The organism is Gaetbulibacter sp. PBL-D1 (assembly GCF_050509525.1).
Lineage (GTDB): Bacteria > Bacteroidota > Bacteroidia > Flavobacteriales > Flavobacteriaceae > Gaetbulibacter_B > Gaetbulibacter_B jejuensis.
In genome coordinates, this window is the sequence record NZ_JBNWKB010000005.1 from 48,697 (window position 1) to 61,907 (window position 13,211).

Annotated in this window: 8 protein-coding genes; all 8 read right to left on the reverse strand. The window is 35.1% G+C overall.

Annotated features, from left to right (window positions below; translation table 11 throughout):
• Positions 1-17: 17 nt before the first annotated feature.
• On the reverse strand, positions 18-2,603 hold the full coding sequence (locus tag ACQ0RB_RS05475; protein ID WP_430497062.1) for a PorP/SprF family type IX secretion system membrane protein: 2,586 nt from the start codon (positions 2,601-2,603) through the stop codon (positions 18-20).
• 1 nt (position 2,604) lies between these two features.
• Positions 2,605-4,068, reverse strand: a complete 1,464-nt coding sequence (locus ACQ0RB_RS05480) for a gliding motility-associated C-terminal domain-containing protein (protein ID WP_430497064.1) — start codon at positions 4,066-4,068, stop codon at positions 2,605-2,607.
• 131 nt (positions 4,069-4,199) lie between these two features.
• A complete protein-coding gene (locus tag ACQ0RB_RS05485; protein ID WP_129760682.1) occupies positions 4,200-5,504 on the reverse strand; it encodes a hypothetical protein in 1,305 nt (434 codons plus the stop codon).
• Positions 5,505-5,783: 279 nt separating this feature from the next.
• Positions 5,784-6,233 carry a hypothetical protein gene (locus ACQ0RB_RS05490; protein ID WP_129760681.1) on the reverse strand — a complete coding sequence of 150 codons (450 nt, stop codon included), beginning with the start codon at positions 6,231-6,233 and terminating at the stop codon, positions 5,784-5,786.
• A 149-nt stretch (positions 6,234-6,382) separates the two neighbouring features.
• Positions 6,383-7,147, reverse strand: coding sequence for a glycoside hydrolase family 16 protein (locus tag ACQ0RB_RS05495; RefSeq protein ID WP_335975082.1), 765 nt, complete (start codon positions 7,145-7,147; stop codon positions 6,383-6,385).
• Complete coding sequence (gene bglX / locus ACQ0RB_RS05500; RefSeq protein ID WP_430497066.1) at positions 7,144-9,447, reverse strand: beta-glucosidase BglX; 2,304 nt, start codon at positions 9,445-9,447, stop codon at positions 7,144-7,146. The genes ACQ0RB_RS05495 and bglX overlap by 4 nt, the downstream gene beginning before the upstream one ends.
• 3 nt (positions 9,448-9,450) lie before the next feature.
• Complete coding sequence (locus tag ACQ0RB_RS05505) at positions 9,451-11,082, reverse strand: glycoside hydrolase family 16 protein (RefSeq protein WP_430497068.1); 1,632 nt, start codon at positions 11,080-11,082, stop codon at positions 9,451-9,453.
• An 11-nt stretch (positions 11,083-11,093) separates the two neighbouring features.
• On the reverse strand, positions 11,094-13,202 hold the full coding sequence (locus ACQ0RB_RS05510; protein ID WP_430497070.1) for a hypothetical protein: 2,109 nt from the start codon (positions 13,200-13,202) through the stop codon (positions 11,094-11,096).
• Positions 13,203-13,211: the final 9 nt, after the last annotated feature.

A 13,211-nucleotide genomic window follows, 5' to 3' on the forward strand; every position in this document is an offset into this window, starting at 1 on the left:
ATTGGCCTATTATTTTATTAGTTTTCTATTTTCAAGAGTGATGCTTTTGCTTTATATGGTTTACTTTCTTTAGCTTCCAGTGCTGCATTTGCAGCTTGAATGCTTTCAAAACTTTCGTAATAGATGTAATACTTACTTGTCTTAACATCGTAGAAGAAATTAATATTCTTCTCACCTGAAGCTACTGCTTTAGCTAAGAAATCATCTCTCTTTTCTACATCAGTATGTACTGCAACTACTAAATAATATCCATTTTCTACATTTTGAACATTCTTAAGAATTTGGATATTGCCACTTAATTCTTCTCCAAAATCAAACTCTTCTTCAGGAATTGGACTTATACTAAGAGGTGTATTTTGCTTAATACTATTTAACCTCGCTTTATCTTGAGCATATCTATCTTCTTCATTATCATAAAGTGCGCGTTTAATTCTTCGTTTTCTTTCAAAGTCAGTTGCTAAGTTTATATCTTCCAACCTACTTTCTAAATCAGATTTAGCTTTAATAGCAGCCGCTTGTTCGGCTTTTAAAGATTTAAGTGCTTTTTGATAGTATAAGTACACTTCATCCATTGCTACGGTTTCTATTTGCTGTCTTTGATTGTATAAAGATTCTAATTCGTTGATTTTATCACTAGTCGTTTTAATCGCATTATCTAAATCTGTTCTTATTGCTTCAAGAGCAGCATTTTCAGCTGTAATACTCTTAAATGGTTTAGGCTCCATATAAATACCTTTTTCACTTAAATCGTTTTCCTCTTTTAAGTCTTTAAGGTCTTGGTCTTTTACATCAATAGCATCTAAAAACTTCTTTAATAAAGCTTCTTGCTCTTTCTTAGACGCTTCAGTAGACTCAGATATTTCGTTCATGGACTTACCAAGATTATCAGTTGCTTCTGGCGGTGTATCTTTCTCTTCATCAACCACTTCATCTTCTTGACTTTCTTCTAATTCCTGCTGAGCTTTTGCCTTAGCTTCAGCTTCTTGTCGTGCTTGTTCCTCTGCTGCTGCTTTGACTCTAGCTTCCTCTTCAGCCTTTTGTTGTGCTTCGGCTTGGGCTTTTGCCTCAGCCTCTGCTTTAGCCTTAGCTTCCGCCTCTTGTCGTGCTTGCTCTTCTGCTGCTGCTTTGTCTCTTGCTTCTTCCTCAGCTTTTTGTTGTGCTTCAGCTTGGGCTTTTGCCTCAGCCTCTGCTTTGGCCTTAGCTTCTGCTTCTTGTCGTGCTTGTTCCTCTGCTGCTGCTTTGGCTCTAGCTTCCTCTTCAGCCTTTTGTTGTGCTTCGGCTTGGGCTTTTGCATCAGCTTCTGCTTTAGCCTTAGCTTCCGCCTCTTGTCGTGCTTGTTCCTCTGCTGCTGCTTTTGCCCTAGCTTCCTCTTCAGCTTTTTGTTGCGCTTCGGCTTGGGCTTTTGCCTCAGCTTCTGCTTTAGCCTTAGCTTCCGCCTCTTGTCGTGCTTGCTCTTCTGCTGCTGCTTTGGCTCTTGCTTCCTCTTCAGCTTTTTGTTGTGCTTCAGCTTGTGCTTTTGCCTCAGCCTCTGCTTTGGCCTTAGCTTCCGCCTCTTGTCGTGCTTGTTCTTCTGCTGCTGCTTTCAATTTACGTTCGGTAGCTTCTGCTTTAGATAGTTTAACAACAGGCTTTCTTTTTCTTGTTGGAGAAATTAAAGCACTTACTTCATCTTCGCTACTATAATCATAGTTTGTGTTATTCTTAAATTTGTAGGCTAGTGTAATTTCATGTGATGGACCAAAATCTGTTAAATCACCTAGCGCTTTTTCAAAGTTGTATTCAATTGAAATTTGATTCGTGATATTAAGTCCTAAACCTGCTGAACCACCATACAGAGTGTTATAACCAACTTGTGCCCAAATACCTTTAGGTACCATTACCATAGCTAAACCAGAAATAACTGTTTTATCTTTTTTAAATTCTGAACGTAATAAACCTGTAAACTTACTTTCATCAAAAAAACCACGACTATCCATATAACCTGTATACATCATGTGTGCTTGAATAGCTTGTTCGGGATTATCTTCTATAAGTTGAGAACTATTGAGATTATATAAGACTAGGTTGTTTATTGATAACCCAAAGTCTAAAAATGCTGTTCCATAGTTTATTCCTGGATTAACGGTAAGCATAAAGTTTGAAGGAATATTGTCTAACGAAGGGTCTGGGAAATTGGTAACGACATTTCCATCGTTAACTCCACTTTTATAAGCTCCAACGTTAAGACCAAACGTTAGGTTATTATCCGTATTGAGCCTAACGTTATAGGCAAAGTTAGCAAGTCCACCAAAAGTAGTTAGTACTCCGTAGTTTTGTTGAAATACACCTACTCCAATACCAATATTTTCTTTAAACCTTCCTGAAAAACTCACCAAGTAGGTTTGTGGCGCGTCTTCAAACTGAACCCATTCTCTTTTATTAGTTAAACTTATGTATTTGTTTTGTTCTCTAACAAAACTAAATGTTGGGTTAATAACATATCTGTTGAACTTTAAAGAGTTTCGTACTGGTAACGCAAGAGCAACTACTCCATCATCTTCTTGAGAGTAGGACATCTGTGTAGAACAGATAAATAACGCTATTACTAGTACAAAAAGTTTCATTTTATTTTACTACTGTTATTGAACCTTTTTTGGGTTTTTGATTTGGGATTGTGATGATATAATAGTAAACAGGATTTATGCTTTTAAAATCCAATTGATTTTCAGGCCAATTGTTTTGGTAATCATTAGTTTGCAACACTACTTTTCCTTGGTTTGTCATAATAATAACTTCGGCATTTGTACCACTAACATATTGTGGTGGTATTACCCAAGTATCATTAACACCATCTCCATTAGGACTAATAAGATTAGGTATGTTTGCTACATCAGGAAATTGCTCTATTGGTGCAGAAATTGAAAACAGAAATTCGCTAGACACAATACAGCCTGAGGTTTGCGAAATAACAACTCTATAATCTCCATAAGCTGTTGCTTGATAGGAGTCTTCGGTTGCTCCTGCTATTAAATTGTTATTCAAATACCATTGAAATTCTGGGTCAATAGCTGTTGTTGTTAAACTCACCCATAAGGTTTCGCCTTCTTCCATAGTATTTTCTTCAGGAACATCAATAGTGCTTGTAAAGCTTTCACTCACTAAATCTATGGAACCTGAAGCTTCACAACTTCCTAAATCTACTTGAACAGAAAACACTCCAGATTCGTTTGTTTGATACATTTGCTCTGTAGCATCAGGAATTATATTTCCATCTTTATACCATTGGTAACTATTTCCGCCAATAGTGCTTAATGTTGTCATTCCTTGATCTGGACAAAACGGATTTCCTAAACTAGAAACTATTGATGCATTAGCTTCTCCTGAAGTTGCCTCACTAATAGTAACTCTGTTTGAAAATGAATTAGAGGTACAAGTACCATAATTAGTTTCAACAAAATAAGTTCCTTCTTCAGTAACCTCTAGAGTGTTTCCTTGAGCTACAAATACTGAAGTTGTTGGACCAGTTTCTTTATACCAATTAAATGTAAGTGATGGATAGTTTAAAGGAGAATCGTTTGAACCTGTTCCTGGATTATCAATAGTCAACAAATAACTACCTCCAGTACAATACGCTCCTGTTGACACTAAATTATTAATAGTAAACGGACTATCCTGAGCTTTATAATAGGCTGCAAAAGTTGCTGATCCAGAGCTAGTAGCAACTGGAGCAGTACTTTTAATTCTTATTCTGTAACCTTCACCTGAAGTTGTTTCAGGTAAAGAAAAACTTAATGTAGCTGGTGAAGTTGTAACTTCTCCTGCATTTGATGTAAATACAATTGTTGGTTCTGAAAAGCTTCCATCAGCGTCAGACATTTCAATGATAAATTGGTTTGAAGCGCTTAAAGCAGATTCTGGTGAAAATACAAATGTTGTGTTATACGTATTGAACGACTCACTTGCGCATGCTTGACTGAATCCTAAATTTGGCGTACCAATAACTATTTGAGCGTTTGATTTTTCTGTTGAAAGAAAAGCCAACAAACAAATTCCGAAAAATAGGGCTTTAAGGATGGTAGTTTTTTGCATTCAGTTCTGTTTTTTAATTCCCTTTTTTATTCTCAATGTTAACTCTTAAAAGAGCTTCTTAATTGATTAATCAAAAAGAACACGCAATTCATTATGAATAGAGTGTTTAAAAAATTACATGAATCTATCTATTAGTCTTCGTAGGCGTTAGAAGCTATAATTTTGTTAATACGTAATCTGTAATCAGGACGTCTCGTGCTTGTTGCATCAATAAATGTTTCAGAGTCGTCTCCTTTAGAATACACATTAAAAAACACACTGTTTCCGTACCAATTCTCTAAGTCTTCGTTATTGGAGTTATTTTTAGTAAAAATGTTTCCGTTGCAGTTGTTGAAATACATTTCACTAAATCTTATCTTTTTGAGATTTTCGCTATTTACTTTGATATTGTCATCTAAAATAACCGCTGGGTTAAACCCAGAAATTACGCTTTTGTTCATTCTCAATGACGCATCTTGATCGATATAAAGTGCTTCTTTTACCAAACCTACTTTTATATCAGCTTCTAAATTATCACTAATGTTTACTAATGTTAAATTTTCAGCATTAACAAAAGTTCCAGGTTTAGTAAAATCTACTTCATCTTTTTTATCATAAGATGCAATGTGCATACATATTGAACCATCAGCTCCTGAAATATAAGGAGATCTAATTGCTAGAGAATTTGAAATGTTACATAATGTTCCATAATTAAACTCATAGTCATTACTACTTGTTCTGTATGAAATCATCTTATTTAAGTTTACTTCACCTCCAAGAATATTGAAAGAGTTTCCTTCGCAATAGCTAACCATAACATTTTCAATTATGGTTTGGTTACCAACTCCTGCTAAAGTAAGTGCGTTAAAATAACCAAAGTCTTTAGTTCTTTTACCTGCGAATTCAATTCTTACATATTTTAAAATACCTGAATTGCTTTCAGTATTGTCACCACCATAACTAATGTTTTCATAAGATGAAGGTCTTAATCCGTATTCAACTGAAGAACCATTTCCATATTTATTAATTGGTGCATCTCCCAATACAAAAACACCTCCCCAATCTCCTTGTTTTTTTACGCTTCTGTTTGAAGTGAAAATAATTGGATCGGTTTGAGTCCCTTCAGCAATAATTTTACTGCCTTTACTAATGGTAAGCGATCCATTAGTATCAAAATCTCCAAGTATTACTGTACCTGGTTCAATTGTAAGTGTAGTACTATCAGTAACAAAAACACTTCCTAATAAAAGGTAAACATCTCTTTTATTAAGCTTTGTATCTTTTGTGATGTTTCCGGTTAAAATTTGTGTTGGCTCACCATAATCAGTATGATTTGGTTTAAACTCTGTCCAATTATTCAACCAGTTATTTGCTCCTATTATTCCCTTTTCCTGTTGGGCAAAAATGTTGCCAACAACAAAAAGTAATACACATAAAATTTGAGTAGAGTTTTTCATAGTAGGTAAATTTGTAATTAGGTTTGGGGTTCATTTTTATACTATTAGACCAAACATATTAACTTTTCCTATGAAATACAAATAATATCGGCAAAATACATTTTTTTAATACAAAAGACAGTTTATTCCTACAAAAATTAAGATAATTTGACTATTTTTTAATGAAGAAGAAATACTAATTAACAAGAAAACTCCTATTTATCAGCAAAGTAAAAGATTACAAATAAAAAAACCTCAACTTATTAGGTTGAGGTTTTTATAAAAACAATACCAAATTGTTTAGTTATTAAATTCGTTATAAGTATGTAGCGATTTTAGTGTTTGTTCATAAAAAAGAATGGCTGCAATTAAATTTGATTTATCTGAATAAGGCAACACCTTTTTTTGAAATTCAATTGTACTATCAAAGTAAATTTTTGAGGCGTTTTTATTATCCTCTAATGCTTTTCTATTATCCTTAGTGTCTGGAATTCCTAAAGACGTCATTGTAATACCAGGCTTCGTTGCAAAAGCAATATTAGGGAGAATGTTAACAATGACTTCTATACGTTCGGTATACAAATCCAACAACTCTCCTTTTTGCATCTTTTCTAAATCTTCACGATCATGATACTTAGTTATTGAAACTTTACCGCTTATAATATTTTGAGCCTCATCCTTTTTTTGAGCAAATCCGTTACTCATAGCTAGGAAAAAAACCATCATAAGTATAGTAAATTTAGTTTTCATAGTTTAGATTTAAGGGGTTCAATATCGCAAATTTATGTAATTAAACGAAAAAAACAAGCGTTTTGTCGATTTTTTAAGGAATTTACGAAAAAAAATTTGTAAAAAATTAACAAATAGGACTTTAGAAGACATTTTATGATTAAACCATTTTATTTATAAACCTTTACATAATCTACAATAAACTCTTGAGGAAAAATTGAATCATCTACTTCTGGACCTCCAAAATTACCTCCAATAGCCATGTTTAGTATAATATAAAACGGTTTATCAAAAGGCCATGTTTTATCGTTTTTAACTTCTGGATTAAAAGTGTAAACCAAAGTATCATCAATAAAAAACTCAATAAAATCTTTAGTCCAATTACATTTATAGATATGAAAGCCTTCTTCTATTTTATCGTTTGTTGTAATTTTAGTGTTTTTAGATTGACCATAACTATCAGGAGTATGTAATGTTGTGTGTACTTCATGTGGTACTTTACCAACATATTCCATAATATCAATTTCTCCACATGCTGGCCAACCTTTGTCACCAATATCAGAGCCTAACATCCAAATTGCAGGCCAAATACCTTGTCCTTGTGGCAACTTTGCTCTAACTTCAACTGTTCCGTATTGAAATTCAATCTTTTTTGCTGTAGTAATTCTTCCTGACTCGTAAAGCGTACTATCTTTTGTTGCTTTAATATATAACAAACCATCTTTTACTGAAACATTGTGCTTGGTATAAGTCTGTCGTTCATTATTGCCCCAACCACAGAGGTTAGGGCAGCCATCTCCTAATTCGTAATTCCAAAATGATTCGTTTAATGAACTTCCTGTAAAGTCTTCTTCAAAAATTAATTCCTTTTTTGATGCTTTGTTACAAGATGTAAAAGCAATACACAATAATGCTATTAAAAAACTATTTCTCATTCTAATGTAAATTTAGCTTCTAATGTTGTATTTGAACTTCCTCCAACATACACTTTAAAGTCTCCTGGTTCAAGTAAAAATTTTCCTTCGTTGGAATAAAACCCTAACTCATTTTTAGACAATGTAAAGTTAATTGTTTTTGACTCGTTAGGGTTTAGCTCGACTAATTCAAAACCCTTTAACTCTTTTACTGGTCGTGTAACACTTGCAAATAAGTCTTGCATATATAATTGCACTACTTCTTTACCTTTTAGTTTACCAGTATTAGTCAGTTTAACACTTACCTCAACCGTGTTGTTAGAAACTACGTTAACCTTTAAATTGGTATAATTAAACGTAGTGTAGCTCAAACCATATCCAAAAGGATATAATGGTGTATTGCTTACATCTGTATAATGAGACCAAAATACCTCGCCTGGTGAAGGCATATTTGGTCGTCCTGTACTTTTACTGTTGTAGTATAATGGTAATTGACCTACGCTTCTTGGAAAAGTCATTGGTAATTTACCACTTGGGTTATAATCTCCATACAACACTTGTGCAATAGCATTACCACTTTGTGTTCCTAAATGCCACGCTTCAACAATTGCTGGTATATGCTCATCAGCCCAATTAATGCTTAACGGTCTTCCATTATTAAGCACTAAAACAATGTTTTTATTTACTTTATAAACCTCTTCAAGTAATTCTTGCTGAACTCCAGGTAAATCAATATCTGCTCTACTTCTTCCTTCTCCACTTTGAAACCCATGCTCTCCCAATACCATAATAACAACATCTGCTTGTTTAGCAACTTGTTTAGCTTCGGCAAACCCACTTTTATCAGATACATTAATATCTAACTCTCGTGCAAAAACAGTTTGTCCATATACCAAATCTGCTCCTTTAGCATAGGTAACTTGATTTCCAGAATATGCTTTTAATCCTTCTAAAACTGAAACTGCTGTTCCGTCATCAGCTCCAATTCTCCAACTACCTAACGGACTTGTTTTATCATTAGCTAAAGCTCCTATAACTGCTATTTTTTGTCCTTCCTTTTTTAAAGGCAAAACATTGTTTTCATTTTTTAATAACACTATAGATTTTTTAGCCATATCCAACACTGCTTCTTGAATTTTCTTACTACCTGTTACGCTTTGCTCTCGCTCTTCATTGCAATACTTGTAAGGGTCATCAAACAATCCTAATTCAAATTTTACTCTTAAAATTCTTCTTGCAGCATCAGTGATTAATTGCTCGTCTACTTTACCTTCTTTTACTAAAGTGACTAACTCATTAACATAAAGATTGGATTCCATATCCATATCAGAACCTGCATTAACAGCTAATTCTGTAGCATGAGTACCATCTTTAGCATGACCATGTGCAATCATTTCTGCAATTGATCCCCAATCTGATACTACAAAACCTGAAAAACCCCATTGATGTTTAAGAATTTCTCTTTGTAAATATTTATTACCAGTAGCTGGCACACCATTAAGCTCGTTAAAAGAATTCATAAAAGTTCTTACACCTGCTTCATTTGCTGCTTGAAATGGTGGCAAGATAGTATTGTAAAGTGTTGAAGTACCAACATCTACAGTATTATAGTCTCTACCTGATTCGGCAAAACCATAACCAGCAAAATGCTTTGCACAAGCTGCAATAGTGTTGTGAGCTGAAAGGTCTTCGCCTTGAAACCCTTTTACTCGCGCAACAGCTATTTTACTTGATAAATAGGTATCCTCTCCAGATCCTTCCATTACTCTTCCCCAACGTGCATCTCTTGAGATGTCGACCATCGGAGCAAATGTCCAATTTATACCAGCAGCTGCAGCTTCTTCAGCTGCAACTTCTGCTGATTTTTTTATGGCTTCTAAATCCCAACTAGCTGACTCAGCTAATGGAATAGGGCTAATCGTTTTATAACCATGAATAACATCAAACCCAATAATTAACGGAATACCTAAACGTGTTTCTTCAACGGCTATTTTTTGAACAGCTCTCACATCCTTTACGCCTCTCACATTAAGCATTGACCCTACTAACCCTTTTCTTAAATCGTCATATTTTTTTGCTGCATCACCATTTTCAGGTACTGGACCTGTAACGTCCCAAAACCCATTGTACTGGTTCATTTGACCTATTTTCTCTTCTAAAGTCATTATAGCTAAAAGGCTATCTACTTTAGACTCGATGGTAGTATTAAGATTAGTATTGACAGTATTTATTGCCAATTTTTTCTCATCAGTTTGGTTGCATGAAACCAATAATAGTCCTATACAGACAAGCTGCAGATACGTTTTTATATAGTTTTTCATTTCTTACTGGTATACTCTTACATAATCAACTTCCATAGTATCTTCGGTAAATGCAGGATCAATTGTTCCTCCTAAAGTTCCTCCCATTGCAACGTTTAAAATCAAAAAGAAATCACTGTTGAAAGGTAAACCTGCATTATTACTTACAGTATGGAAGACAGTATCATCAACTAAGAAAATAATTTCGTCTGTTCTCCACTCAACAGTATAATTATGAAATTCTGTTGTTGAAGTTGGCGCACTTGTACTTGAAGAATCTCCAGCTCCAGGAGATACTGCAGGATGATGAACAGTTCCTAGAACTACATTTTTGTCTTGTCCTGTTTGTTCCATAATATCTATTTCACCACATGCTGGCCATGTATTAGTTTGGTAATCTTCTCCTAACATCCATATTGCTGGCCAAGTCCCTTGTGAAGCAGGTAGTTTTGCTCTTACTTCAACTCTACCATAAGTAAACTCATATAAATTTTCGGTTTTTAATCTAGCAGAAGTATAACTTCCTCCATCGGCTTTTGCAGTTATTTTTAGCAAACCGTCTTCAACAATAACGTTATCAGATGCGTTTGTGTAAGTTTGGGATTCGCCATTTCCCCAGCCACCAGCACCTAAATCATAGGTCCATTTTGTAGCATCAGGAGCTCCATTAACATCAAAAGCATCTTCCCAAACTAAATTATCAAAGTCCGTTTCGAAAGGATCTTGTCCTGCTCCTTCTTCTTCTGAAGTAATAATGAACCACCAATCGAACTCTCCATTTCCATCAGTAGTTTTTAATAAAATTTCATTAGGAACAGAGCGATCTACAATTTGATAATTATGGTTACCACCACAGTAATAGCTTATAAATGCTAATCCTGATAAACTTAAAGTTTCTTGTCCTCCAGGAGCAATAAGCGTCCAAGTCTCAGAATAATCATTATAAGGGAAGTTTTCAACATCAGCTCCATTAATTGTTCCTGTACCACTTCCTAATTCACTTACAAGACCATCACGACCAAAAATGGTTCCTGTTGGATCGTTTGTAGGATCATCATTAGTATTATTGGTAATATGAGTGAAAGTTCCATCTGCATTAAATATAAAACGATCGTCATACATTCCTACTCCAACTTTTTCATTAGCTGCAGCTCCATACCATTCCGCTGGAATTTGTCCTCCTACTGGACCCAAACCAAAATGTCCTGGTTTTTCAGACTTCATTCTCCAAGTTTTTGAACCATCACCAACTAATAGCTCTAATAAATCTTCAGGTGGTGCATAAGTTGCCAAAACCTCAACAGTGACTATGGTAGAACTTGATGTTCCGCCAGTACCATAAGCTATAACAACAATATCATAAGTGTTTATTCCTAAGTTAGAAAAATTCATTGCTACCTCTCCAATTGGTGAGTTTGCAGCAACCGAACCGTAAACAAACTTAAAGTTAATAGCATCATCTGCTGTAGCTTTAAAATTAACTACACCACTACCATCTCCATAAGGATTATCGGCATCTTGTCCTACAATTTCGGTAGTTACAACAATATTTGATGGAGCTACTATATCTCCAAAACTTGCATCATCATCTTGACAAGAAGTAGCTACAAAAGCTATTGCCAAAAGTGATGCGAAAATATATCTTAATTTCTTCATAGTCTTATTTTTTAAATTTTTACAAGCTTATACTGCCAGAAAACTCCAGCTCCAGCTTCAATAGAAACATTAATTGTATTACTGTCAATAAACGTTACACTATATGTGATTGATGATGGTGCATCAGCTGGATTGCTTAACTCACCTGAATTATTTGCTTTAGGCACTCCTATAAAAGCACCTACGCCATTTAGTGTTACAGTTCCTGCTCCTTCATCATATGTATAAGTTGCTGGGTTAGATCCATCATGAGGTGCTACTGGAGCTCCACATGCTTCTCCACCACCTTGCCAACCTTCAATCCAAGTATCTGCTCCAAGAACATTACTGAACGATCCATCAGCTCCAAAAACATATTGGTCATCATAGTAACAAGCTCTATCAGTTACACAAGCAGCATCACAGTTCCACCAGCTAGTGTCTCCAGGTGCTGGACCAACTCCTAAAGCTCCTGCTTCCTGAGCGACTTGCCATGTTCCAGCTAATGGAGATACTGGCTCTGATTCTTTTACTAAATGAAATTGCCAGAATACGCCTGCTCCAGCTTCAATAGATACTGTCATTTCAGTGTCGAAATTAGAAAGCTCTACATTATAAGTAATAGATGCTGGTGCATCAGCTGGATTACTCAATTCACCAGAGTTATTGGCTTTAGGCACTCCAATATAAGCTCCTACTCCATTTAATGTTATTGTACCATCTATATCATTGTAAACAAAAGTTGCAGGATTAGATCCATCATGAGGTGCTACTGGAGCTCCACATGCATCTCCTCCACCTTGCCAACCTTCAACCCAAGTATCAGCACCAAGAACATTACTAAAAGTTCCATCAGCATTAAAAATATATTCATCATCATAGTAACAAGCTCTATCAGTTACGCAAGCTGCATCACAGTTCCACCAGCTAGTATCTCCAGGTGCTGGACCAACTCCTAATGATCCTGGAGCAGTAGATAACTTCCAAGTTCCTAAAACACCTGTTGGTGTTGCTGATGGTGTTTTCCAGAAATAAATATTATCAATAAACACTGTTCCAGCAGCCCATGGTTCGCCTACAAACTTTAGTTGAAAAATCTCAGTTACTGTTAATCCTTGATCAATATAATCTGAAATAGGAATTTCAATACTTGTCCAGCTATTAGCATTTAATGCTACTGTTACTGGAGCTTCAGTAACTGTACCTGATGCGTTATTAATTAGCGATACTTCAATATCAGTCACTGCATCAGCAGTCCAAACGTCTAAATGAAGAGATTCCATGTTAGAAACGTCTACCGAAGTTCCATCTGCTAAGGCAATACCTTGATAGCTTAAATTTACATATTGTAGCATTTGGTCTCCTCCTAAATCAAACATAGCCCAACCACTGCCTTGACCTCCTTGTCCCCAATCTGGAAAATAGTTAGTATCTGGAACATCATTATACACGCTACTAAATATTGATATTACATCTTCTTCAGCTCTTGAAGGTGGTGTTGGTGCCGATGCTAATGGTTGTAAAATAGCTGTAACTTCAAAGTCTTCTGAATATGTAGTTGTTTCAATAGCTGCTCCCATTGCTTCAATAGTAATGGTATAAATACCAGCTTCTTGGTAAGTGTAAGAAATAGTTTCACCTATATTAGCTGAAGATGGCTCAATTGAATCATCTTCTCCAAAATCAACTTCATAAAACATTGCATAATCTGCAGTAACAGTTACGTTAACTGTTTTTGATAATGCTGGATCGTTTTCTATAATAACTTCTAAAATCTCTGGAGCTTGAAATGACACTACAATTTGTTGTGTGATAGTAGTTGATAAGCCATTAAGTCCGTTAGCAGTTATTGTTGCTTCATAAGTTCCTTCTTCGTAAATGTGGTCTACACTTCCTCCTGGTAGAATAACTCCAGATGGTTCTGAATTGTCACCAAAACCAATATTAAAGGTTGTTACTCCATCTGCCAAAGGCGTTATAGTAACTAAGCCAGTGTTGTCTTGTGTTACTCTTACAGATGCCGAAACATTTGTTGGTGCTTCAATTTGATTGACAAAATCTGTGTTATCATCATCACTAGTACATCCAAATAATGTAAGGACAATGAGCGATAAGCCAAGTGTGTACTTTAAAATTTTCATAGTCTTATA